Consider the following 22,741-nt stretch of genomic DNA (forward strand, 5'->3'; position numbering starts at 1 on the left):
AAAAAAGAGAGGGCGGCCGCAGCCACCCTCTTTTCCCTCTTCCGTACTTCGTTAGCGAATCATTCCCAATGTTGTCTGCGTTAGCGAATCGAAGGTGGTGATCGTCTTCGAGTTCGCCTCGAAAGATCGCTGCGCGACAATCAGGTTTGCAAACTCAGTCGAGATGTCCACATTCGACTGTTCGAGCGTCGAATCTTCGATCGTTCCGCGTCCGCCGGTGCCAGCCACACCAACCACCGCATCGCCTGAGGCTGCCGTAGTCTCGTAGCTGTTATTACCGACTCTCACCATGCCCTGGGTGTTGGTCACCGAAGCCACGGCGACCTGCCCGACCACCTGGGTATGGTTGTTGTCGAACTTCGCGGTCACCACGCCGTTCGGGTCTACCGTAAAGCCCGCATAGTTGCCGCTGGCGAATCCGTCCTGCGAGGCGGCGCCTGTGGTGGAGGGCGCCGTCGTCTGCGAAATCGTCGGACTTCCGCCACTGGCGAGGTTCCAGTTGAAGCTTAGATCGCTCGCCCCGTCGGAGAGCGTGGGGAAGGTGATGTTGCTGATCGTCCCCGTGGGAGCCGTAAGGTTTCCGTTCGAATCGAAGGTCAGCGTGCCGGTGTTGTTTGTCGGTGCTCCCGTCGCCTCGCCCGCAGGCATCGAGACGCTATAGTCCCACTGGTTCTGCCCGGTCTTGGTATAGGTCACGGTCAGCGCATGGCTGTTGCCCAGCGAGTCATAGACCTTCACCGGCGTTGTAAACGCCGTTCCGACTGTCGCCGCAGCATTCAGGTTTGCCGTAATCGAGATATTCTGAGTCGCCTGCGCCGCCTGGGTGACGCCGACCGGAAGCGAGAGCGGAACAAGCCCGGCATTCACATTCACAACGCCGTTCGTTGCGGGATAGCCCATCACGCTTGCGCCGCCCGACGTCGTCAGGTTGCCCTGCTGGCTAAGCTGAAAGTCGCCTGCCCGGGTCAACTGCTGCACCCCGTTCTGATTCACGACAAAGAAGCCGTTGCCGCTCAGCGCCATATCCGAAGACTGCCCCGTCGGCAAAAGTGTGCCCTGGGTATAGTCGGTTGTGGTTCCGGAGACCCGTGTTCCCGAGCCGACCTGCAACGGGTTGTTGGAACCCGAAGTCCCGATCTGCTGGTAAAACAAATCCTCAAACGACGTCGCCTGATCCTTATAGGCCGTCGTGTTCAGGTTTGCGAGGTTATTCCCGATGGTATTCAGTGAAGTTGTATCGGCCTGCAGGCCGCTCAGTGCAATGGAAAACGATCCCATACTTCTCTCCTTGGTTGAATCTCTTCGCAGCCCCTCCCGAAGGAGTCCGCTCTGTTTTACGTTTCCAGAAACGCGGAACGTGAGTGCTCTCTGTTAGCGACGATGCCTGTTAGCCCGTTACCGCATCACCGATAGTAGTTTCAAGACTTCCCAGCCCCTGGTTGATCGAAATCAGCTGCTGGAGACTGTTCACCCCAACCAGCTGCTGGATATAAGCGTTCGGATCCGTAGGCTGCGTCGGGTCCTGGTTCTTCAACTCCGTGACCAGCAGCGTGAGGAAATCGTTCGCAGTGATCGTCGAGTTATCCGTGGTCGAACTGCTGCCCGTGTCCGATCCGCTTCCGGTCGCGTCCTTCGCCGAGACCTCCGCCTTTGGCTTCGGAGCGAGCGCCGTAGCCACTCGGTCCGCCGCCTTTCCATTTCCTACAAGGGAATTCAACTGCGATAGATCCATCTTTTCCTCCGTCTCGTAAACAACATTGTTTTAGGCTCGTACACTGAGCCAACCGCCAGCCCCTGCATACCCAACCGAAGATGGCCAGACTGCTCCGCCTTCGTCCTCTGTACTTCCCTGGCGCGAGCCATCCTCGTTGCGGCTCATCCCGGATGCACTCTGACGACCGGAGTCAGCCTGGGGGTCGGACGAGCCTCGCCCTGCCTCATGGTTCTGGCTCCCGCCACCGGACAGATTCGTCTGATCCATGACGCTCGAGGGTGGATGGACAACGACGGAGTTAACCGCAACCTGCTCCTGGTGTAGATAGCTCGTCAGCGACGGCAGATCGCGTCGCAGCATCTCCGTTCCGGCAGCAGAGCTCGAGGACACGGAGGCGTGAACGGCTCCATCGTCAGCCAGCTCGGCGCGAACCTTCAGCCAGCCATGCGTGCCGCCGGGAACTCCTACTTCAAGCGCTGTTGGCGTCGCCGTCAAAACCTTGTGTTCGCCCGATCCGTCAAGGTGGGACGACGTAGAAACCGCATCGCCTTGCCCGCTCTCAGGGTGTACGTTGGCGGGTGCGCCTTTCTCGCCCGACGGAATCGTCAACGCATGCTCATGAACCTGGGTCACAGTCGATGTCATACCCGGCGGAACTTCTGTCACGCCTGCATGCGTCTTCTCCGGCTGATGAAGTGCATCACTCGCGTCGCCTGGGCCTCGTTGCTCTGTGGCCGATCTCGTGTCGTGCGTATCCGTACCCGAATCTTTTGGCGGAAGCACCACGGTGTTCTCCCGCTCCGTGGTCCTCTCAGCTTTCACCGGTACCGAAGAATCGGCAGCACCCGTCGCCTGCGTCTTCTGCACACCACCCGCTTCCTTTCGAGTCGCCGTGCCAACCGGGGATACGGAAGCGAGTTCTCCTGTTGCGGCAGACTCAGTCGCCGCCGCTTTCGGTAGTACCTCTGTTGACGCGACGGTGACTGCCTGGGAGACCGGGGCGACGGTCATTGCCTGCGTGTCTTCTACAACCACTGCGCCCGCGGCGGAATCCCCATTGCTGATCTTCTTCATCACTTTTGGGTGCGTCCCGTCTCCTCGAGACTTGACCTCGCTTTTATCCTCCCCAAGACGATGACCCGGTGCCTGCCCGGTGCCACTCTTCAGTGCAACGATCAAAGCATCCGCCAGTCCCACACCGATCCGTGGTGTTCCGGCATTGGGCACTGGAAGCTCCTGCTTCGCTGCAGCCGCATCCTCTGCCTTCGGCATACTCTGTGGCTCCGGCGGCACCGCAAGAGAGCTCTTCTGCCCGGCAAGGGCCTTCCCCGCTATATCAGTGGAAACGCCCTCCGCAGACGGCAGGATACTTGCCTCCTCCGCAGGCGAACTCCCTTCAGCCGGGCTCGCGGTGTCCTGTCTCGTGACACCATCGGCGATATTCTTCGTCAACTGCGAGGCAATCCGCATCGTCGGGGTTGGAACAGAGCCCTCACCTGCCTGCCCTGTAAAGGCAGTACCAGTCAGCTCCGGCTCGGTCGTCCACGCCGGAATCGGATTCTTCGTTGCCGCGTCACCACGGACCGGAATCCCCACTCGAAGATTGCGTTCGGAAAGAAGCTCCTTTTCCGCGCCAGCGGTCACGTCCTTTCCAAAACTTTCGGCGAACGACATACTCTGGGGATTCGATCCCGCATGTCCGGGCACAATCAGGCTGCCACGCATCTCTTCCGTTCCGAGGACTCCTGCAATCTTCATCCCGTTCGTTCTCCACTTTTTAGAAAGGCACGCACATTGCCAAAACCTCAGTCCTGATTCTTAAGAGAGACTCATCTCTCTTCCGGTCTCTCTCGCAACAGATCTGCTCTCCTCTTCTTTCCCTTTCTCTGGGCCAGAAAGCGGTCGTCCGATGCGGCCTGTAGCCGCCGCTGTTCCAGAGCTGCAATCTTCCCAGCTTCACCGTCGATCAGGCTCTTCATTCGCTCGCTCCACAGCCTGCTGTCCATGTGTCTGGTCTTCGCTGCTTCTCTGATCTCTCTTCGCCTCTCAAGGATCGGTTCCAGCTGCCTTGTCTTGCGAATCGCAACCTCTTCCCGGGCGGCCATCGCCGATCGGCCGAGGCTATCCTGTCCTCGCATCGCCTCGCGTTCTTCTCTCCACGCCAGGTGCAGCGTGTTGGTCTCGGCGCGGATCGCCGTCTCGGCTTCACCGACATCCGCCGCGGCCATTCGAGCCTCGATCGAATGAATCTCTTCGATCAGCCCGTACACCGCGCCAAGCCGCCTCAACGCCATCAGTCGCTGCATCGCTATAACACCATCGCCGTCAGCCGTTCCACCGTGTCCTCCAGGCTGATGCGCTCCTGGCTGTCCTGCTCGAGAAACGCCCGCATCGCCGGCATCGCGCGTATCGCGCGATCCAGATCTTCATCGGCACCTTGCTTGTACGCTCCAATCCGAATCAGATCTTCGGACCGCGCATGCGCCGCCAGCAGCGTTCGCATCAACGTCGCCTGGCTCTTGTGCTCGCGGCTCACAACCGCCGGCATCAAACGACTCAGCGAATCGAGCACGTTCACCGGCGGATACCATCCTGCCGACGCCATCGACCGCGACAGAACCACGTGCCCGTCCACAAACGACCTCACTGAATCCACCACCGGATCCTGTTGATCGTCTCCCTCCATCAGCACGGTATAGAAAGCCGTAATGCTTCCGCGCTCGAAGTTTCCGGCCCGCTCTACCAGCTTTGCCAGCCGCGTGAACACAGATGGCGTATAGCCTTTCGTCGCCGGAGGCTCACCCGCAGCCAGGCCAATCTCACGAGCCGCCATCGCATAGCGTGTCAGCGAATCCAGCACCAGCAAGACGTGCTTTCCCTGTGCCGCATGGAACTCCGCAACCGCCGTGGCCGCGAGCGCCGCACGCATTCGCAGCAGAGGACTTTGATCGGAGCTCGAGACCAGCACGATCGCGCGACGCATCCCCTCCTCGCCCAGCGAGTCCTCCACAAACTCCCGCACCTCGCGACCGCGCTCGCCGACCAGCCCCACCACGGTCAGATCGGCAGCTGTATTCCGAGTCATCATGCCAATCAAAGTGCTCTTTCCCACACCCGATCCGCCGAAGATGCCGATTCTCTGGCCACGTCCAACCGTCAGCATCCCATCCAGCACACGCACTCCCGTGCTCAGCGGTTCCCTGATCGGAACTCTCTCCATCGGCTGCGGAATCACTCCATCCAATGGGCGCAGCTCCCGTGCCCGCAGCGCAGGAAGCCCATCGAGCGGCATCCCCAGCGAATCCAGAATTCTTCCCTCCATGCCCTCGCCCACCGCGATCCCCGGCGTCACGCCCGTAGCGAAGAGCGCATCGCCATACCGGATTCCGCGCGTCGCCTCCAGCGGCATGGCCAACACATTGCGGCCACGAAATCCAATGACCTCGCCCCGATGTCGGCGTCCTTCCGCGTCGAGGATCTCGCAGCACTCCCCTACCGAGCACAACGGGCCCTCCGATTCCACGGTCTGTCCGTTCGCCTCGATGACGCGGCCGCTCCAGCGCCAGGAAGGACCACGCTCCAGCCGCGCGAAGTACGGCGACAACAAGGATCCCTGTTCTGTACTCACGGACGAAGTCATTACGCCGGCCTCTGTTGGAGCAGATCGAAGAAGCCCTTCTCAATCTCCTCCAGCTGCGCCTTCACTCCCAGATCGACCCGTCCCACGCTCGTCTCCAGAAAGCACTCTCCCGGCTCCAACCGCCTGTCGGCCTCGACCACCACGTCGTCGTGATGTGCGCGAGCAAGAATAAGGCCCCACTTCTCTTTCTGTCCTTCAGGCACATGCAATCGGACCGAGCCGTTCTCCTGTACCTTTTCAAGTGCGACCCTCACAGCTCCCTGCAGCAGCAGCGGATCCAACGCAATCTCTCGATGCAGCACGCGCCCCGCAATCGCCAGGGCCAGCCGAACAACTTCGGCTTCTACCTCCGCGAAGTATCGTGTCCGCTCTCTGGAAAATCGCTCGCACAATCTGGCGACCGACTCCCGTTCCTGCGTGATCTTCTTCTCAAGCTCCTCGGCAAGCTCTTCGCGAACCTCGACCCGCGTCTGCTGCCTCACTTCATCGATCTGTCTCTGGCTGTTCTCCGTCTGAAGACTCAAGCGTGCTTCCAGTTCGGTGAGAGCATCTTCTTCTCCGCTCTCACTTTCAAAGATCGGCCTCTCCAATACGGGTTCGCCGGGCTCATTGCCCGACAATTCCTTTAGCTCCTCAAACTCAAGCGGCAATACGACACGCAGGCCGCCTACTGCTTCCAGTACAGGCTCAGACGGCGAGATCATCGTCGGCTCCCATCTTCAGCATCATCCTGCCTTCACTCTCCAGTTGACGTGCCAGTGCCAGCAGCTCCTGCTGTGCCAGCCCGACATCCTTCATTCGCACCGGTCCCATGACGTCCATGTCTTCCTTCAGCATCTCCACTGCACGCGAGCTCATCGCCTTGAACAGATGTGCCTTCAGGTTCTCGCGTCCGCCCTTCAGCGCCATGGCCAGAACCCTCTTGTCCGCGGCCGCGATAAACTCGCGGATGCTCTCCGCCGGAACCGTCAGCAGGTCTTCGAAGGTAAACATGAGATTGCGAATCCCGATCGCCAGCTTCGGCTCCTCCTGCTCAATCTCCTCAAGAATCACCTTGCTCGCGGTTTGATCCACCCGATTCAGCAGCTCCGCCACAGCCTTGAACCCGGAGTACGATTTCCTTCCGCCGTTCCCCATGCCCTCCATCCTCTGGTGCAGCACCAGCGCAACCTTCTGCGCCATCTCGGGCGAAAACTGCCGCATCTCTGCCAGCCTCTTCACCACGTCCACGCGCATGGACGGTTGCAGTTGCATCAGGATCATTGATCCACGCTTCGCATCCACATGAGCCAGTACCAGCGCAATCGTCTGCGGATGCTCACTCTCCAGGAACTTGCTCAGCTGCTGAGCGTCCATCTTCTGCAGCGCTGCCATGTCGCCGTGCGCTCGCTCCCGAATCCGTTTCACCTGTGCCAGCAAGGCCTCTGCCTTCGACGGCCCGAAGGCCTCTGTCAGCACGCGCAGCGCATACTCCGGTCCTCCGCGAACCATGTACTGCTGCGTCTCCAGCAGACCGTAAAACTCCGTCAGCACCTGCGTCAGCTGCTGCGCTCGAATCTCCCCAAGCCGCGTAATCTCCTCGGTCACGCGGTGAACATCGCTCTCCGAGAGGCTTTGAAACAGCGTCTTCGCCAACTCGTCTCCGAGCGCCACCATCAGGATCGCCGCCTTGCGCAGGCCTGAGGCCTCCAGCGGCTCGAAACCCGACGATTCGGGAAGCATCAGCGGAGTCCGCTGCGCTGTCTGTGCGGCTGCTACCTGTCCTCGCTGCGCCATCAATCCATCTCCTCTGTAGAACCGATCCAGGCCTCCAGCAGCCGGGTACTCTGCACGGGTTCACGCCGAATGTGTTCGGCCACCTGTTCGAAGACCCCCTGGTGCTGCATCATCTCCTTCGTCTTACCCGGCAGTGTCAGCGGAGAAACACCCGCCATCTCCAGAGAAGCGACTTCATGCCCGGCCTCAAGCGTCGCCACCTCGGCTCCCGCGGGCAACAGTGCAGGCTCGCGCAGCGTCTCCGCAATCTGCCGCGCCATCGGCCGCAGAACACACAGCACCAGCAAAATCGCACAAAGTCCAAGGACCGCCGTCTTCGCAAGTCCCGGCTGCGTTCGCGCCAGCGTACGCGCCTGTTCCAGCACCTGCTCCATCGCAGCAGGACGAGCTTCCGGAGAATTCGAACTGAAGCTCACATTCTCCACCACCACCTGGTCACCGCGCTTCAGATCAAAGCCCACCGCCGCCTGCGCCAGTTGCTGCAGCCGTCGCATCTCGTCCGCGCTTCGCGGCTTCCATACGGTGTGCTGCATCTTGCCTGTGCCATCCACCAGGCTCCGATCGTTCACCACGACGGCCGCCGTAACCCTGCGCACCCGTCCCGGTCCCTCTTCGGTATGCACCACATGCTTGGTCACTCCGTAGGTCCCGCTCTCCTCACGGAGGCTTTGCCCTGCGCCGCCTCCCTGCTGCGGGTACACCGGCAGCGCCTCCTTCTGCAGCAACGGCGGCGTTCCCGGCGCCGCTGCCGCCTGCGAGCCCTGCACCGCGCCCACCGGAGCTCCCGATGGCGAGTTGCTCGCCGTCCCCGGAACTCCCGTCGCTCGCTGTGGCTGTTCGGAGACCTGTTCGCTCTTCTGCAAACTCAGCGCCACCGACTGGTTCGGATCATAGATCTCGTCGGTGCGCTCTTCATTTCCCTGCTCGTAACTCACATTCACGGTCGCGCGAACGTTGTCGTGTCCTGCCAGCGGCTCGAGCATCGCCACCAGCTTCGCCTCCATCTCCTGCTCGACATCGGCGGCTACGGCGTTCTTCGACTTCGGCTTCAGATTCGCGCGCCCATCCGCGTCTACGAGGTTTACGTCGTCCGGACTCAGATTCTCCACTGCTCCCGCCACCAGGCTGCGAATCGCGTCCGCCTGTTCCTCTCCAAGGAAGGACCGCTTCAGCTTCAGCACCACCGAGGCCTTCGCCGCCCGCTCCTCGCTCGTAAATAAGGACTGCTTCGGCAGAACAAGGTGCACCCTCGCCGATCGCACCACGCCCAACGTGCCGATCGTGTGCTCCAGCTCGCCCTCGAGTGCCCTCTGGTAGTTCACCCGTTCATCAAACTCACTGCCTACCCAGTTCGGCTTGTCGAAGAGCTCGAAACCCAGCCGGCCACTCTGCGGCATGCCCTTCGTCGCGACCTCCATGCGGGCCTTGTCCACCATCTCCGCCGGAACTTCGATGCTGCCGCCGTCCGGTGTGGTCTGGTAAGGGATCCCTGCCGATGCCAGCTCCTGCGACACCTGCTGCACGTCTTTGCCGTCAAGCCCCGTGAACAGCGGCTTCCAGTCTGTGCGCCCGGCATACCATGCCATCGCGACAGCCATCGCCGCGATGAACGCCGCCGACGCCATCAGCCATGTCCGCTTGCCGGCAGGCAGCGACATGATCCTGTCACGCATCCTCGAGGCAACCGCTGCTGCCCTGCCCACAATGCCGTCAGCCGGATTCATCACCACCGGCTCCGGCCGCTGCAATCCTGTCTTCTCTTCCTGCCCCGTCTCAGCCATTCCGTCCGCTCGCTCTTACTCGTGCTCCAACATGCGGCGCACCGCACGCCAGAGTGTTGCTTGCTCCCGGCAATCCGGTCTCAGAACTGCATGCCCATCATCTGCTGATACGCCCCCACGGCCTTGTTCCTCACCTGCAGGGCCAGCTCAAAGGCCATGTTGGCCTTCTGGGTCGCGATCATCGCCTGGTGAATGTCCACACCCTGACCGCTCAGCAGTCCGCTCACCGCCGTCGAGGCCTGGTCATCGAGCGCCGACGTCTGCTGCACCATCGACTGCAGCAGTCCCGCAAACGGTGTGCCGGTTTCATCCTTCCCGTTCACGCCCCCTGCCACACCACTACCCTGCGACACGATCGAGTTGAACCCGTTCGCCGCCGAAATCTTGCTTCCCATCAACACATCGCTCATCCGTTCACCTCAAGAAAATCTCAAAATCAAAACCGCAAATTTACTTCAAAATCTCAAGCGACGAAGACACCATGTTCTTCTCTGCCTGTACCGCCGAAGCATTCATGCCATACGACCTGGTCGCTCCCATCAGATCCACCATCTCGGTCAGAGGATTGATGTCCGGATACGACACATATCCATCCGCTCCCGCATCCGGGTGCTGTGGATCGAATCGCCGCAGCGGCGCGCTCCCATCGCTGATCACACCCGTTACCGCCACTCCGCCCGGAGTGCTCTTCGCGTCGGTCATTCCTTCTCCGAACAGCGTCGAGCCGTGCAGCGAAGCAAGACCGTTGCCGACGAGATGGCTCACCAGCGACTGATGGAACCCTCCATCCCCTTCGGCCTCGAAGACCACATGATGGCGCTGATACGGTCCGCCCTCCGGCGTCCGCGTCGTCTCCGCGTTGGCCATATTCGAGGCCACCACCTCGGCCCGCACTCTCTCGGCCTTCAGGGCCGAGGAGCTAACATCCATCACTCCAAATAAATTCATCGCTTACTTCGCCTCCGCATGAATCGCGCTCATCACCGACGAATACTCGTTCTTCAACAACTGCACACCCAGCTTGAACTGCAACTGCGCCTTCGCCAGCTGTACTCCCTCGCGGTCCATCGAAACGTTGTTGCCGTCCGGCCGCGAGACCAGCCCATCCACCTCCTGCTGCTGAGCCTCTGCCTGAGTGGGCGCATTCGAAAGGTTCATCTGCCGGGAAAACTCCTGCTCGAAGTCGAAGCCCTTCGTCTTGTAGCCGGGCGTATCCACGTTCGCCATGTTTTCCGCCGTCAGCTTCATCTGTTCCGTCGTCAGATCCAGATAGCGTGTCAGCGAATCGCTCAAAGGTGTCGTTACCTGCATCGCAAGACCTCCACCTTTGCCTATGCACCTCACGCGCCAAAAAAATGCGCTCTCAGATGAGAGCGCTCTAAGCGATTGGATCTATTGCAAACTACATCTCGTCTCCGATTGCTTCGATCCCGTCCTGAGCAATCTGTTGAAGACCCTGTTATATCGATCGGAAATTCAGCGCGGATCGGGGAATATGCTTCACCAGCGGGTTTCTTCGTTCCTGTTCTCATCGCGGCGTTCGTCGATAGCGGATCTCCTCCGCGCCAATCTCCATCGCGTCTCCGGCCAGAATCGTCGCGCGCTCCAGCACATGCATCAGCTCGCGAACGTTTCCCGGCCAGCAGTGCTCCCTGAGCCGTGCCATCGCGGCTTCACTCAATCTCTTGCGCGGCATGCGCTCACCCATCTTCGCGAGAATGTGTTCCACCAGAAGTCCAAGATCCTCCATACGCTCCCGCAGAGCGGGAACCTCCACCGGAAAGACCGCCAGACGATGATAAAGATCTAATCGAAACGTTCCCTCTGCCGATCTCTTCTCCAGCGGCTGGTGGGTCGCCGCAATAATCCGGACATCCACCCGCGTGGTCTCATTGTCTCCGACGCGCTGCAGCTCCCCGCACTCCAGGAAGCGCAGCATCTTCGCCTGCAGGGCCAGCGGCATCTCTCCAATCTCGTCGAGAAACAGCGTTCCTCCATGCGCGGCTTCAATGCGCCCCGTGCGCGACTGCACCGCGCCCGTGAAGGCTCCGCGCGTATGTCCGAACAGCTCCGCCTCAAGCAGTGCCTCTGGAATCGCCGCACAATTCAGCACCGCGAACGGCTTGCTCACGCGATCGCTCAGACGATGAATCGCCTTCGCAACCACCTCTTTCCCGGCTCCCGTCTCCCCTTCAATCAACACCGTCGTCGATCGCGCCGCGACCAGCCGGATCAGCCGCGCGAGCTCGCGCATCGCGGCGCTCTCGCCGATCATCTCCGGCAGCATCATCCCTGCCTCCGGTGACCGTCTCGCATCGCTCTCCACGATTCGCGTCACGACGGGGACCACGGGCACGGCCACTGGAGCCGCGTTCCACGCCGCTGTATCGTTCGCCACCGGCCCCTGCGCCTCGCGCAAAGCATGCAGCAGCTCGTTCCGTCGCGGACTCCGCGCCTTCCCATCCGCACCTCCATCCATCCGCATCAGCTCCACTGCCGGGTAGAGCATTCGAATCTGTCCCGCGAACTCACCGACCTCCAGGTCCGGCAGCCAACTGTCAACCAGCAGGGCTTCGGGCCGCACCTCGTCCAGCCGTGCCATCGCCTCCGCTCCTCCCGCGGCCTCATAGACCTCCCAGCGCATCCCGGCCAGCGAGTTCTTCAGCCTCCCCCGTAATCCTGCGTCCGCGCTCGCCAGGACCACCTTGCGCGTCGACGCCGCGCCCAGCAGAACCCCTGTCCCTATCATTCCTGTCCCCACCACCATCGCCGCCTCGCCCGCCATCGCCATCGCCATCTAACTCCCCTGCCTCTCGGCTGCCTGCAACATCTCCCGCATCGCGCCTACCTTCTCATTGAGCCGGGCGCATTCTCCCAGAGCCGCTCCGATGGCCGTGCGCATCGCCGACGGCTCGCCGCTCAGCTCCCCCAGGGCAAGCCTGCACTGCAGCACCGTGAGCGGCTGACAAAGCCCATGCAGCAGGCCGTCTATCTGTTCCACAAGCTTCCCGACAAGCATCCCTTCCATCCCGTTACGCCTCCGCCCACGCCGAGCCCACCGTAAAAATCTGCGCTCGTCTCGGCTGTTTCTTCGCCACGCTGCTCATGCGATATCCCTCGCCCCGGATCGTCTCGATCACCGCGTGCCCATCGTCATCCTCCACGGCCGCAGCACCCAGCTTCTTCCTCAGGTAGTTCACATAAACATCCACCACATTGGTGCCTGCATCCGGCGACATCTGCCAGACCCCGCTTAGCAGCTCCGCCCGGCTGCAGCAACGTTCCTTCCGCTGGACCAAATACTCCAGCAGGCTGAACTCCTTTGCCGTCAGGTCCACCACGGTGCCGTTCCGCTTCACGCGTCGCTCCATCCGGTTCAGCTCCACGTCTCCGTGTCGCAGCACCGGGTCCGCGAAACGCTCGCGTCTTCGCAGGAGCGCCCTGCATCGGGCGGTCAGCTCGTGAAAGCTGAACGGTTTCAGCAGGAAGTCATCCGCTCCTAAGTTCAGGCACTTTACCCGCTCCTCCACCATGCCTCGTCCCGTCAGCACCAGCACTGCGGTGTTCTCGAAACGGCCCTGCATCTCCATCAGCACCTCGACGCCATCTCGCTTCGGAAGGCTCAGGTCCAGCACCAGGAGATCAGGGCTGGATTCATCCAGCCGCTCCAGCGCCGCCTCGCCATCCCCGACCCGCGTGACGTCGTGGCCCTCGAGTTTCAATCCCTTTTCCAGAAACAATCCCAACGCAGCATCGTCTTCCACAATCAAAACCTGCATGTCGCCTCCCTTGCGCACCGACGGCCCGGTATCTGTTCGCTCAGTGCCCTGCGGTGTTTTATTACCTTGGTGTATCGGCAGCACGCTTACAAGTGTCATATGCAGTTATTTGCACATGACATTTCAAAACGGGAATCAGTCATAAGGGTTTTCTCAGAAATGAAGAGGAAAGCCTGCGGTGAAGGGGGCATCAACAAAGTAGCTTGCAATTCGCTTTTTATTCGCTACAATTCCTGCATGGCAATCACGAGGCGGCAAAAAGAGGTTCTCGACTTTCTCTCCGGCTTTACTCAGAAGAACGGATACTCCCCCTCCTATGAGGAAATCGCCAGCGGTCTCGGCCTCAGCTCGCTCGCTACGGTCCACAAACACGTCACCAATCTTCAGAACAAGGGGCTGCTGCAACGCGCACACAACCGCAGCCGTTCTATCGATGTCCTTCCTGCGCGTGGGAACAAGCGTGCCGACCGCCTTCCTCTGCTCGGCCGAATCGCCGCAGGCAGGCCAGTCGAGGCCATCGAAACCGCGGAGAGCATCTCGCTTGGCGACATCATCGGCAACCGCGAGGTCTTTGCCCTTGAGGTTCGCGGCGACTCGATGCGCGACGAGCACATCGTCTCCGGCGACTACGTCCTTGTCGAGCGCACCCGCACCGCCCGCGAAGGAGAGATCATCGTCGCTCTCATCGACGGGTCCGACGCCACCCTCAAGCGCTTCTATCGCGAGGGCAGTATGATACGTCTCCAGCCATCCAACACCGAGATGGCGCCTATCTTCGCCCCGGCTTCCAGCGTCAGCATCCAGGGTAAGGTTCTCGGAGTCCTGCGCAAGTACGCCTGACCCGAACTCTGCTCTTCCTTCCTCTCCCGCAAAAGCTGTACTCTCAGTCTCCGGCCCCTCGCTCCCTTTCTCTAAACTTTTAGGGAACCAGGCGCCGCATCGTTGCGTAGTCACACTGCGAGAACGCAACATCTTCCACTGAACGCAACAGTAACCTGCGGGGGAGTACGACCTTGGCCACACAACGGAAACAAAAGCGAAAAGTATGGATCTGGTCCGGTGTTATCGGTCTGGTTATCGCCGTGATTCTCGGCGTCGCCGTGGCTGCGCGCGGAAATAGCGCCAAGCTTGAACCCTCACAGCTTGCGAAGGTCGAAAAGGGAGATATCGCCCGATCCGTCGTCGCCACCGGCAAGGTGCAGCCCATCACCAAGGTCGAGCTCAAATCCAAGGCCTCCGGTATCGTCACCCGGCTCGACGTCGATATCAACCAGCACGTTAAGCAGGGCCAGGTGCTGGCTCAGCTCGACCAGGTCGAGATCCTCGCCCAGGTCAATGCCCAGAAGGCCCAGCTCGCCGCGGCCGAATCCAACGCCCGCGCCGCCCAGGCAGCCATCGAGTACGACAAGGTCAACGCCGAGGCGCCCGACCTGCCCATGTACAAACACACCTACGACCGCGCCCTCTCCATGTCCAGGGATGGCGTCGTCTCCCAGCAGGCCCTCGACGACGCGCAGCAGAAGTATCTTGCCGCCGCCAACACCCGCGACAAGGCCGTCGCCCAGATCGCCGTCGATACCTCCAAGCTCCAGCAGGCGCTGGCCCAGGTTCAGCAATCCCAGGCCTCGCTCAAGCAGCTTGAGGAGCAGCTCAGCTACACCACCATCACCTCCCCGATGGACGGCGTCATTCTCTCCCGCGACGTCGAGCTTGGCGACGCCGTCAGCTCCATTCTCGTTATGGGCTCAACCGCCACGCTCGTGATGACCATCGGCGATACCACCCAGGTCTACGTACAGGGAAAGGTCGACGAATCCGACATCGGCAAGGTCTACATGAGCCAGCCCGCTCGCATCAAGGTCGAATCCTTCAAGGACAAAACCTTCCTCGGCAAGGTCACCAAGATCGCTCCTCTCGGCGTCGAGAAAGACAACGTCACCACCTTCGAAGTCCGCGTCTCCATCGACAATCCCGGCGGCGAGCTCAAAGCCAACATGACTGCCAACGCCGAGATTCTTCTGGAAGAGCACAAGGCCGTTTTCACCATCCCGGAACAGGCTGTCCTCTACGATAAGGACCGCAGCGCCTCCGTCGAAGTGCCCGATCCCAAGGAGAAGAAGGGTCGCCGCAAGGTCGCCATCAAGGCCGGAATCTCCAACGGAACCCGTACCGAGGTCCTCTCCGGTCTCAACGCCGGCGAAACCGTCATCCTACAGCAGTAGCAGGAGCGTCCTAAAGGAACAAGGGAGTGCTAAGAAGTCGTCATTCTGAGCGAAGCGAAGAATCTCAGTATTTCTCCCGAATCGCCACTGCAGCACGTGTACCCTTGGCTTCCGACGCCATGTATCCATCTCGCGGCCGTTTCATCGTCGCCAGGAGACGTGGCCACAGCCATCCCCACCAGAACAACACAAACCACACGCCAAAAAACACCGGAACAAACCTGCTCCACCCTGCGTAAACAACAGCATTCGGAGGCAACACCATGACCGCACGATCCCTCCTCGCGATCGCCACACTCTCTATCGCAACCACCGCCTTCGCCGCAGAGGGCAACTTCGACCGGACCCTCAACGTCAGCGGCTCGCCCAATGTTTCCGTCTCCACCGGCTCCGGCTACATCCGTCTCAAGCCCGGTTCGGACAATCAGGTTCACATCGTCGGCCACGTTCATAGCAACAACAGTTGGATGGGCGGCGATGCCGAGGCCCGGGTCCGTCAGATCGCGAGCAACCCTCCCATCGTTCAAAATGGAAATGAGATCACGGTCGGCGAGCGGCACTCCAACGACCTGTTCCGCAATATCTCCATCGACTATGACGTCACCCTTCCCAAAGCCTCCAATATCACGGCTGCCACTGGCTCCGGCGATCTCAACATCGACAATGTAGGTGCAACCCTCAAGGCTCAAACCGGCTCGGGATCGGTTCATGCCAGCGGAATCCAGGGAGCAGCGACCTTAGGCTCGGGCTCAGGTGACGTTGAGCTCCGCCAGTCGGGTCCCGGCGATGTCCGTGCCGAAACCGGCTCGGGCTCCGTGCATCTGCACGGCGTCAACGGAGGCCTCAAAGCCTCCACAGGATCCGGCGATATCGATGTCGAAGGTCAGCCCACCACCGACTGGAAGCTCTCCACGGGTTCCGGTTCCATCCAGATGGCGATTGGCAGCGGTGCTAAATTCAATCTCGTGGCCGACACCGGATCGGGCTCGGTCAATGTCGCGCAGCCCATCTCCATGCAGGGCAGTCTCAATCGCCATCACATCAACGGCTCGGTCAATGGGGGTGGTCCGCTCATCCACGCCAACACCGGCTCGGGAGATATCACCATCCGATAGACGAAGATGCGTATCTTACCGGCTCGAAATGGGCTCACCGACGTGTCAAGTCCCGGAATAGCGCAAACAACTGAAATCAATAGGGATTAACACTGCCGATCCGTTCTCTCTCCTGTTCTACAATTAACTCAGCTGCAAAAAACGAACGCGCCCCGGTCGACCGAGGCGCGTTTTTATGTTTTTGGAGCCCGTCTGAACCAGATCCGGAGTCAAATGCAATCTTTTGAAGACTTTGCACAATTAAGACAGGGGGGAGGGTACTCCCGCAACGCGGGTCCAGCCGGCCGGAGAGTCCACCATGAAGTCAGGCCTTGCCGCTGCCAGCCGCTCAGGAGCCAGGCCAAAGCTGCACCCCACCGAGACCGCGCCAGCTGCGCGCGCCGTCAGCACATCCACGTCGGTATCCCCGATCATCAGTGTCTCCGCCGGAGCGATCCGGGAGCCCGCCAGCGCCGAGGCCTCGGCGATCAGCGCCACCAGGCCATGAGGATCAGGCTTCTTCGTATGGAAGCTGTTACCGCCATAATTCTGAAAGAAGTAATCCGACAGCCCGAAGTAGTCGCAGATATCCCGCGACGGATTGACCGGCTTGTTGGTGAGCACAGCCATCAAGGTCTCGTGCCGCGCCGCCCGGATCGCAGCCAGCGAATCCATCACGCCCGGATAGACATAGGTGAAGTCCAGCTTATGAACCCTGTAGTACTCGAGGAAGTAATGCACTGCCCTGGCAACGTCCTCCTCGTCGTGAGCGTCGCCCTCAGGATCGCCCAGCGCGCGCCGCACCAACATCGAAGCTCCATCGCCGATGTAGCTCGCAATCACTTCATCGGGTAGCTCCGGCTTCCCGAGATGATCGAGCATCGCATTGACCGAGTTGCAAAGATCCTGGCGCGAATCGATCAGGGTTCCGTCCAGGTCGAAGACAATAAGCCGCGGAGAAGGAGCAGACATATCTCCAGCTTATACGGGCGCGACCGCCAGCGCCCGGTCTCCATCTGCGTGACGGCTGAGGCAGGCGAAGCAGATCAGCGCTTCGTCTCGAACCGGCGGAAGAAACTCGTCTCGAAGTAGTGCGGCGTCGCTGGATTATCCGCCACCGTTCTGGCCAGATCAGCGTAAAAGCTGTTGAACTGCGCCGCCGCAACCAGGTCCACCGGCTGCGACAGATCGTCTGCAGTCGAGTGATACCGCTCCGCCAGCCATCCACGCCACGCCTTGTACTCCGGCGAACCGGCCTCCCAGCCGAACTTGAATGCCAAGGCCGGAACACCGGCCTGCACAAAGCTGTACTGGTCTGTGCGAATGAACGAATTCCTGTCAGGCTCCGGATCCGGTGCGATGACGATGTGGTGCGCTTCACCAACCTTCTTCGCATCCTCCGCCAGTGTCGACTGCTCCAGACCCTGCACATGCAGCTTCTTCAGCGCAAACAGCGGCATGAACATATCGAGATTCAGATCCGCCTTGATCGAGCTCTCGGGAACGGTTGGATGACCGGCAAAGTAACGCGAGCCGAGCAGACCCTTCTCCTCGGCCGTGAAGATCACGAAAAGAATCGAGCGCTTCGGCCGGGTCTTCGCCTGGCTGAACGCCTTCGCCGTCTCCAGCACGCTCGCGACGCCCGAAGCATCGTCCATCGCGCCGTTGTAGATCGTCTTCCCGTGGATCGGAGCTCCAACACCGAGGTGATCCAGGTGCGCTGAGACCACTACGTATTCCTTGGAGAGCTTTGGATCCGAACCCTCCAGCTTCGCGACAATGTTCGGTGACTCGACCTGGCTATGCTCTCCCACCACGGTCGCGCGCACGCTCTTGCCCAGGGCGAACCGCGGCAGAGGCTTCTGCGCATCTGCCAGCGCCAGAATCTCCGCGAAGGTGTGACCTGTTCCGGCAAACAGCTTCTCCGCCTCCGCCGGATTGAACGTAGCCGAGAACATGGACGCGTGATCGTCAGCCAACGCAGGATGCTTCGCCGCCACCGCGGCCGCATCCGAAGTCGCCGCCAGCCGCATCCCGGGCTGCGATGCCCCGCTCGCAACCCGCTGCCATCCGAAGTCCATCGACTTCGGCGTTGGAATCGAAATCGCTCCCACCGCACCGGCATCGCGCAGCGCTTTCGCAAATGGAGCCGTGCGAGCATACGATTTCAGTGGTCCCGGCAGATCGGAGGGACCGCCATTGATGTAAACGACAATCTTGCCCTTAAGAGACTTCCACGGCACCGCAGCCGAGTCGAAGTCGTCATACTTCGCCTCAGGCAAATGCAGTCCATATCCGATAAAAACCAGCGGAGCATCCACCTGGTCCACCTGCGCCGAACGCGCGCCGAGTACGACATCCATCCCCAGCGACAGCGGCTCAACCATGCCGTCGACGACCAGACTCATCGACGACTTGTCCGCCAGCACACGCTGCACATCAAACTTGACCGGCTGATAGAAGCCTCCATTCAGACCGGCAGGCTCGAGACCGTACGATTTAAATCGATCGACGACATAGGCGGCGGCCCTCAGGTAGTCGTCGCTTCCGGTCAACCGCCCCCGCATGGAGTCATTGGCCAGCGCTTGAACAACCGCCCACCACTCCTGTCCCCTGGCCAGGTCGCTTCCAGTGTCTTCAGCCGATACCAACGTACTGCCCAAAACAACGCTTGCAGCCACAACGCACATCGAGCGCAGCCATCGCATGCCTGTCTCCTGAAAGAGTGGGAATGGCTCGAATCTAACATGGTCCGCCAGCTTCTCCATCATTGACCCCGCAAAACAGCCCTGCTACCTTCATCGCACCTATGGGCGAGACAGATATTTCCCCCGCAAAGACCACGTGCTGCATCATCGGCGGCGGCCCCGCCGGAATCATGCTGGGCTTTCTGCTCGCCCGGGAAGGCATCCCCGTTACTGTCCTCGAAAAACACAAGGACTTCTTTCGCGACTTTCGCGGCGATACCATTCATCCCTCTACGCTCGAGCTTCTTTACGAGCTTGGCCTTCTGGATAAGCTGCTTGCCATCCGCCACTCCAAGATTGCGCATATGTCCGGCTGGTTCGGTAACTTCAACGTCACGATGGCCGACTTTTCTCATCTTCCAACCCACGCGAAGTACATCGCCCTGATGCCGCAGTGGGATTTCCTGGACTTCCTCGCCGCCGAAGGAGCGAAGCTTCCCACCTTCACGCTTCGCATGGGCTGGGAGGCAACCGGCCTGATTCAAGCCGATGGCGTCACCACAGGCGTTGTGGCCCGCACACCCGATGGTACTGTCGAGATTCCCGCCGAACTCACCGTCGGCTGCGATGGACGCCATGCCCTCTCTCGCCAGGCCGCTCACCTTCCTCTCCTCGAAGAGGGCGTACCGATCGACGTGCTCTGGTTGCGTCTTCCCCGCCATGACTCCGATCCGGAAAACGGGCTGGGCTACGTGAACTACGGCCGCCTCGTCGTCCTCATCAATCGCATCGACTACTTTCAAGTCGCTTACCTCATCGCAAAGGACACCTTTCCGCAGCTACAGCAAGCGGGAATAGGTGCCTTTCAGGAGAGCCTCGCGCGTATCGTTCCGTTTCTCAGCGATCGGGTGGCCGAGATCGACTCGTGGGACAAAGTGAAATTACTCACGGTGCAGGTCAACCGCCTTCAGCGATGGTCTTCACCGGGCCTGCTCTGTATCGGCGATGCAGCCCATGCCATGTCGCCCGTCGGCGGAATAGGCATCAATATCGCTTTACAGGACGCGGTCGCTACCGCCAACATCCTCTCCGAGGCTCTGCGGTTCAACTCGCTCACCCCGCATCACCTCGGTCAGGTCCAGCAGTATCGGCAGAAAGCGGTTCGCCGAACCCAGGCGTTTCAGGTCTTTGCGCACCGCATCCTCAATCGTGTCCTGCAGAATCCGGGCCCCGTTCATCCGCCCCTGATCTTCCGTCTGATCGTACAGATCCCCGGCTTCAAATATCTCACTGCACGCCTGATCGGCATGGGTCTCCAGCCCGAGCACATCGCCCCACGCAATCGTGTAACCCCGTAGCTGCCGGACTCTTAATCCGCAAGCTCCATGCACAGCCCGTACAACCGCTAAATCGCGGCGGCTGAAAATCGTGACTATTCGAAACTGCGGTTCCAGGACTCGATGACGCGGTTCTCTCTCTCCCACCCCAACACGCTGACGCTTCCGGTGCCAAGCGCAAAGAGGCTTCCCTGCCTGGCTGCAAGCGTCAGCCATCGGGCGGCAAGAATTCGCAAAATATGCGCATGGGCGAAAAGAGCGACCTTCCCACCTCCGGGCGATGCCGCCAGGGACCGCGCAATCACGCCGTCGGCGCGCACACCAACCTGGTCGGCGGTCTCGCCGTCGATAATCGGGTCTTTCCACACGCTCCAGCCGGGAACCTCCGCGCGGATCTGCGCCGTCGTCTTCCCTTCGTAGATGCCGTAGTCCCACTCTTTCAATCCGTCGTCGATGACCGCCTGGTCCCCGAACCCGGCGATCGCGCAGGTCTCCCGCGCTCGTTGCATCGGGCTGACAAACACTGCGTTGAAGCTTGTGCCCTCAAGATAATCCCGCAGTTCCTCTGCCCGGCGCCGGCCATGCTCCGTCAGGGGGATGTCGGTCCGGCTCGTGTGCTGCCCGCTGAGGCTCCATTCCGTCTCGCCATGGCGAATCAGCCATAACTGGGTTCCTTCATTCATTCCGCAACCTCCCTGTCACTTCCACTATCTTATGTGCAGATGGACTTTCAGCTCACCACGACCTACAAACCGCAGGGTGACCAGCCTCGCGCGATTGGCGAACTTGTCTCCGGCCTGAACGCAGGCGAAAAAGATCAGGTTCTGCTCGGAGTCACCGGCTCTGGAAAGACCTTCACCATGGCGAAGGTCATTGCAGAATTGAACCGGCCTGCGCTCATCCTCGCGCACAACAAGACCCTGGCCGCCCAACTCTACCACGAGTTCAAACAATTCTTCCCCAACAACGCGGTCGAGTATTTCGTCTCCTATTACGACTACTACCAGCCCGAGGCATACATTCCGTCCGGCGACCTCTACATCGAAAAAGAGGCCACCATCAACGAAGAGCTGGATAAGCTGAGGCTTTCGGCGACGCGATCCTTGTTCGAGCGACGCGATGCCATCATCGTCTCCTCCGTCTCCTGCATCTACGGTCTCGGCTCGCCCGAAGCTTACTACGGCATGCTCCTGATGCTCGAAAAGGGTCAGCGCGTGCGGCGCGAGGATATTACGCGTCGGCTGGTCGAGATCCTCTATGAGCGCAACGACGTCGACTTTCGCCGCGGAACGTTTCGTGTACGAGGAGACGTCATCGAGGTCTATCCCACGTATGACGAAAACGCATACCGGATCGAGCTCTTCGGCGACGAGATCGATTCCCTTTCGCAGATCGATCCCCTCTTCGGCTCGGTGAAGCAGAAGTACTCGCGCCTTCCCATCTATCCCAAGAGCCACTATGTCGTGCAGCCGGAACGCAAAGCCACGGCGATCGATTCTATTCTTGCCGAGCTGTTCGAATGGGAAGCTCAGCTCGAGAAAGAAGGGCGGCTGGTCGAATCGCAGCGCATTCATCAGCGCACCCGTTTCGATCTTGAGATGATCAAGTCCGTCGGCTACTGCCACGGAATCGAAAACTACTCTCGGCATTTCTCCGGACGGCTTCCGGGGGAGCCCCCGCCAACGCTGCTCGACTACTTCCCTCGCGACTTTCTTATCTTCATCGATGAGTCGCACGTCACCGTTCCGCAGCTTCACGGCATGTGGCATGGCGACCGCTCACGCAAGCAGAATCTGATCGATTATGGATTTCGTCTTCCCTCCGCTCTGGATAATCGCCCGCTGCGCTTTGAAGAGTTTGAGGGGCGAACCAGTCAAATCATCTACGTGTCTGCGACACCGGGACCCTATGAACTGACGAAGGCCGCCGGTGTTGTGGTGGAGCAGATTATCCGGCCTACAGGTCTGACGGATCCCATCGTCGAGATCCGCCCTGTCAAAGGACAGATCGACGATCTGCTCGCAGAGATTCGAGATCGCACCCAGAAGAACCAGAGAGTTCTTGTCACCACTCTCACCAAGCGAATGGCGGAAGATCTCGCCGGATACTACACCGAGGTGGGCGTGCGGTGCCGCTATATGCATTCGGAGATCGAAACTCTGGAACGCATCAAGCTGCTCCGTGACCTTCGAAAGGGCGAATACGATGTGCTGATCGGGATCAATCTACTCCGTGAAGGTCTCGATCTTCCCGAAGTCTCTCTGGTTGCAATTCTCGATGCCGACAAAGAAGGATTCTTGCGCTCGCAAGGCTCCCTCATCCAGACGATCGGTCGCGCTGCCCGCCATCTCGAGGGGCGGGCCATCCTTTACGCCGACAGGATGACCGAATCGATGAAGCGAGCGATCGATGAGACGGACCGCCGCCGCGAGATTCAGCAGGTCTACAACGAAGAGAATGGCATCACACCGCAGTCGATCATTCGTCCGACAGAGATGACGCTGGCAGGAATTCTCAATGCCGACTATGCCGATCTCACCGAAGAGATGAGCGATATGCCGGAATTCGCAACGCAGCAGGAGCTCGACACCTATATCGTAAGACTTGAGAACGAGATGCGTGAAGCTGCCAAGAAGTTCGAGTTTGAGAAAGCAGCCAAGCTGCGGGATACAGTGAAGGAGCTTCGCACGAAGGAGTTTCTCTTCAGCTAA

23 protein-coding genes are annotated in these 22,741 nt (G+C 60.3%); 5 read left to right on the forward strand and 18 right to left on the reverse strand.

Annotation, left to right across the window (positions count from 1 at the left end; all coding sequences use genetic code 11):
* Positions 1-51 precede the first annotated feature (51 nt).
* From BDD14_RS04595 to BDD14_RS04660, 14 genes are all read right to left on the reverse strand, one after another.
* A complete protein-coding gene (locus BDD14_RS04595; protein WP_130417767.1) occupies positions 52-1,278 on the reverse strand; it encodes a flagellar hook protein FlgE in 1,227 nt (408 codons plus the stop codon).
* A gap of 109 nt (positions 1,279-1,387) precedes the next feature.
* Entirely contained in the window at positions 1,388-1,732 is a 345-nt protein-coding gene (locus BDD14_RS04600) for a flagellar hook assembly protein FlgD (protein WP_130417768.1), read from the reverse strand.
* Between the two features lie 30 nt (positions 1,733-1,762).
* On the reverse strand, positions 1,763-3,472 hold the full coding sequence (locus BDD14_RS04605; protein ID WP_130417769.1) for a hypothetical protein: 1,710 nt from the start codon (positions 3,470-3,472) through the stop codon (positions 1,763-1,765).
* 71 nt (positions 3,473-3,543) lie between these two features.
* Positions 3,544-4,020, reverse strand: coding sequence for a hypothetical protein (locus tag BDD14_RS04610; protein ID WP_130417770.1), 477 nt, complete (start codon positions 4,018-4,020; stop codon positions 3,544-3,546).
* Between the two features lie 2 nt (positions 4,021-4,022).
* The gene (locus tag BDD14_RS04615) at positions 4,023-5,354 is read right to left on the reverse strand and encodes a FliI/YscN family ATPase (protein ID WP_130417771.1); all 1,332 of its coding nucleotides are present in this window, start codon (positions 5,352-5,354) and stop codon (positions 4,023-4,025) included.
* Positions 5,354-6,058: a FliH/SctL family protein gene (locus BDD14_RS04620; RefSeq protein ID WP_130417772.1), complete on the reverse strand. Its 705-nt coding sequence runs from the start codon at positions 6,056-6,058 to the stop codon at positions 5,354-5,356. The genes BDD14_RS04615 and BDD14_RS04620 overlap by 1 nt, the downstream gene beginning before the upstream one ends.
* On the reverse strand, positions 6,042-7,130 hold the full coding sequence (fliG, locus tag BDD14_RS04625) for a flagellar motor switch protein FliG (RefSeq protein ID WP_130417773.1): 1,089 nt from the start codon (positions 7,128-7,130) through the stop codon (positions 6,042-6,044). The genes BDD14_RS04620 and fliG overlap by 17 nt, the downstream gene beginning before the upstream one ends.
* Positions 7,130-8,911 (reverse strand): flagellar basal-body MS-ring/collar protein FliF, encoded by a 1,782-nt coding sequence (fliF, locus tag BDD14_RS04630; protein ID WP_130417774.1) that lies wholly within the window; start codon positions 8,909-8,911, stop codon positions 7,130-7,132. Before fliF ends, fliG begins: the two co-directional genes overlap by 1 nt.
* An 80-nt stretch (positions 8,912-8,991) precedes the next feature.
* On the reverse strand, positions 8,992-9,321 hold the full coding sequence (gene fliE / locus BDD14_RS04635) for a flagellar hook-basal body complex protein FliE (protein WP_242617738.1): 330 nt from the start codon (positions 9,319-9,321) through the stop codon (positions 8,992-8,994).
* A gap of 40 nt (positions 9,322-9,361) precedes the next feature.
* On the reverse strand, positions 9,362-9,859 hold the full coding sequence (gene flgC / locus BDD14_RS04640) for a flagellar basal body rod protein FlgC (protein WP_130417775.1): 498 nt from the start codon (positions 9,857-9,859) through the stop codon (positions 9,362-9,364).
* Positions 9,860-9,862: 3 nt separating this feature from the next.
* Entirely contained in the window at positions 9,863-10,222 is a 360-nt protein-coding gene (flgB, locus tag BDD14_RS04645) for a flagellar basal body rod protein FlgB (RefSeq protein ID WP_130417776.1), read from the reverse strand.
* A 217-nt stretch (positions 10,223-10,439) separates the two neighbouring features.
* Positions 10,440-11,708, reverse strand: a complete 1,269-nt coding sequence (locus BDD14_RS04650; RefSeq protein ID WP_341273291.1) for a sigma-54 interaction domain-containing protein — start codon at positions 11,706-11,708, stop codon at positions 10,440-10,442.
* On the reverse strand, positions 11,709-11,939 hold the full coding sequence (locus BDD14_RS04655; protein ID WP_130417777.1) for a hypothetical protein: 231 nt from the start codon (positions 11,937-11,939) through the stop codon (positions 11,709-11,711).
* A gap of 4 nt (positions 11,940-11,943) precedes the next feature.
* A complete protein-coding gene (locus tag BDD14_RS04660) occupies positions 11,944-12,690 on the reverse strand; it encodes a response regulator transcription factor (protein WP_130417778.1) in 747 nt (248 codons plus the stop codon).
* 237 nt (positions 12,691-12,927) lie between these two features.
* Between BDD14_RS04660 and lexA the strand changes: the two genes are divergently transcribed.
* Both lexA and BDD14_RS04670 read left to right on the forward strand, forming a co-directional pair.
* A complete protein-coding gene (lexA, locus tag BDD14_RS04665; RefSeq protein WP_130417779.1) occupies positions 12,928-13,530 on the forward strand; it encodes a transcriptional repressor LexA in 603 nt (200 codons plus the stop codon).
* A 173-nt stretch (positions 13,531-13,703) separates the two neighbouring features.
* A complete protein-coding gene (locus BDD14_RS04670) occupies positions 13,704-14,912 on the forward strand; it encodes an efflux RND transporter periplasmic adaptor subunit (RefSeq protein WP_130417780.1) in 1,209 nt (402 codons plus the stop codon).
* Positions 14,913-14,976: 64 nt separating this feature from the next.
* On the opposite strand, the gene BDD14_RS04675 is transcribed toward BDD14_RS04670, so the two are convergent.
* Positions 14,977-15,177, reverse strand: a complete 201-nt coding sequence (locus BDD14_RS04675; RefSeq protein ID WP_130417781.1) for a hypothetical protein — start codon at positions 15,175-15,177, stop codon at positions 14,977-14,979.
* Here BDD14_RS04675 and BDD14_RS04680 point away from each other — a divergent pair.
* Positions 15,176-16,027 (forward strand): DUF4097 family beta strand repeat-containing protein, encoded by an 852-nt coding sequence (locus BDD14_RS04680; RefSeq protein ID WP_130417782.1) that lies wholly within the window; start codon positions 15,176-15,178, stop codon positions 16,025-16,027. The genes BDD14_RS04675 and BDD14_RS04680 overlap by 2 nt on opposite strands.
* A 240-nt stretch (positions 16,028-16,267) precedes the next feature.
* Here BDD14_RS04680 and BDD14_RS04685 read toward each other — a convergent pair whose 3' ends face one another.
* Both BDD14_RS04685 and BDD14_RS04690 read right to left on the reverse strand, forming a co-directional pair.
* Positions 16,268-16,978 (reverse strand): HAD family hydrolase, encoded by a 711-nt coding sequence (locus BDD14_RS04685; protein ID WP_130417783.1) that lies wholly within the window; start codon positions 16,976-16,978, stop codon positions 16,268-16,270.
* A 74-nt stretch (positions 16,979-17,052) separates the two neighbouring features.
* Positions 17,053-18,714, reverse strand: coding sequence for a M20/M25/M40 family metallo-hydrolase (locus BDD14_RS04690; protein ID WP_130417784.1), 1,662 nt, complete (start codon positions 18,712-18,714; stop codon positions 17,053-17,055).
* Between the two features lie 101 nt (positions 18,715-18,815).
* Between BDD14_RS04690 and BDD14_RS04695 the strand changes: the two genes are divergently transcribed.
* On the forward strand, positions 18,816-20,051 hold the full coding sequence (locus BDD14_RS04695) for an FAD-dependent oxidoreductase (RefSeq protein ID WP_130417785.1): 1,236 nt from the start codon (positions 18,816-18,818) through the stop codon (positions 20,049-20,051).
* 74 nt (positions 20,052-20,125) lie between these two features.
* On the opposite strand, the gene BDD14_RS04700 is transcribed toward BDD14_RS04695, so the two are convergent.
* On the reverse strand, positions 20,126-20,713 hold the full coding sequence (locus tag BDD14_RS04700; RefSeq protein ID WP_130417786.1) for a histidine phosphatase family protein: 588 nt from the start codon (positions 20,711-20,713) through the stop codon (positions 20,126-20,128).
* Positions 20,714-20,752: 39 nt separating this feature from the next.
* Between BDD14_RS04700 and uvrB the strand changes: the two genes are divergently transcribed.
* On the forward strand, positions 20,753-22,741 hold the full coding sequence (gene uvrB / locus BDD14_RS04705; RefSeq protein ID WP_130417787.1) for an excinuclease ABC subunit UvrB: 1,989 nt from the start codon (positions 20,753-20,755) through the stop codon (positions 22,739-22,741).

Origin of the sequence: Edaphobacter modestus (assembly GCF_004217555.1) — a bacterium.
Lineage (GTDB): Bacteria > Acidobacteriota > Terriglobia > Terriglobales > Acidobacteriaceae > Edaphobacter > Edaphobacter modestus.

Coding starts and splice junctions, on each gene's coding strand:
- BDD14_RS04615 (WP_130417771.1), bottom strand. CDS start 5,354: ATGACTTCGTCCGTGAGTACAGAACAGGGATCCTTGTTGTCGCCGTAC.
- flgC (WP_130417775.1), bottom strand. CDS start 9,859: ATGAATTTATTTGGAGTGATGGATGTTAGCTCCTCGGCCCTGAAGGCC.
- BDD14_RS04695 (WP_130417785.1), top strand. CDS start 18,816: ATGGGCGAGACAGATATTTCCCCCGCAAAGACCACGTGCTGCATCATC.
- BDD14_RS04660 (WP_130417778.1), bottom strand. CDS start 12,690: ATGCAGGTTTTGATTGTGGAAGACGATGCTGCGTTGGGATTGTTTCTG.
- fliE (WP_242617738.1), bottom strand. CDS start 9,321: ATGAGCGATGTGTTGATGGGAAGCAAGATTTCGGCGGCGAACGGGTTC.
- BDD14_RS04680 (WP_130417782.1), top strand. CDS start 15,176: ATGACCGCACGATCCCTCCTCGCGATCGCCACACTCTCTATCGCAACC.
- BDD14_RS04610 (WP_130417770.1), bottom strand. CDS start 4,020: ATGCAGCGACTGATGGCGTTGAGGCGGCTTGGCGCGGTGTACGGGCTG.
- BDD14_RS04690 (WP_130417784.1), bottom strand. CDS start 18,714: ATGCGATGGCTGCGCTCGATGTGCGTTGTGGCTGCAAGCGTTGTTTTG.
- fliF (WP_130417774.1), bottom strand. CDS start 8,911: ATGGCTGAGACGGGGCAGGAAGAGAAGACAGGATTGCAGCGGCCGGAG.
- BDD14_RS04605 (WP_130417769.1), bottom strand. CDS start 3,472: ATGAAGATTGCAGGAGTCCTCGGAACGGAAGAGATGCGTGGCAGCCTG.
- BDD14_RS04685 (WP_130417783.1), bottom strand. CDS start 16,978: ATGTCTGCTCCTTCTCCGCGGCTTATTGTCTTCGACCTGGACGGAACC.
- fliG (WP_130417773.1), bottom strand. CDS start 7,130: ATGGCGCAGCGAGGACAGGTAGCAGCCGCACAGACAGCGCAGCGGACT.
- BDD14_RS04655 (WP_130417777.1), bottom strand. CDS start 11,939: ATGGAAGGGATGCTTGTCGGGAAGCTTGTGGAACAGATAGACGGCCTG.
- BDD14_RS04650 (WP_341273291.1), bottom strand. CDS start 11,708: ATGGCGATGGCGATGGCGGGCGAGGCGGCGATGGTGGTGGGGACAGGA.
- flgB (WP_130417776.1), bottom strand. CDS start 10,222: ATGCAGGTAACGACACCTTTGAGCGATTCGCTGACACGCTATCTGGAT.
- BDD14_RS04700 (WP_130417786.1), bottom strand. CDS start 20,713: ATGAATGAAGGAACCCAGTTATGGCTGATTCGCCATGGCGAGACGGAA.
- BDD14_RS04675 (WP_130417781.1), bottom strand. CDS start 15,177: ATGGTGTTGCCTCCGAATGCTGTTGTTTACGCAGGGTGGAGCAGGTTT.
- BDD14_RS04620 (WP_130417772.1), bottom strand. CDS start 6,058: ATGATCTCGCCGTCTGAGCCTGTACTGGAAGCAGTAGGCGGCCTGCGT.
- BDD14_RS04600 (WP_130417768.1), bottom strand. CDS start 1,732: ATGGATCTATCGCAGTTGAATTCCCTTGTAGGAAATGGAAAGGCGGCG.
- lexA (WP_130417779.1), top strand. CDS start 12,928: ATGGCAATCACGAGGCGGCAAAAAGAGGTTCTCGACTTTCTCTCCGGC.
- BDD14_RS04595 (WP_130417767.1), bottom strand. CDS start 1,278: ATGGGATCGTTTTCCATTGCACTGAGCGGCCTGCAGGCCGATACAACT.
- uvrB (WP_130417787.1), top strand. CDS start 20,753: ATGGACTTTCAGCTCACCACGACCTACAAACCGCAGGGTGACCAGCCT.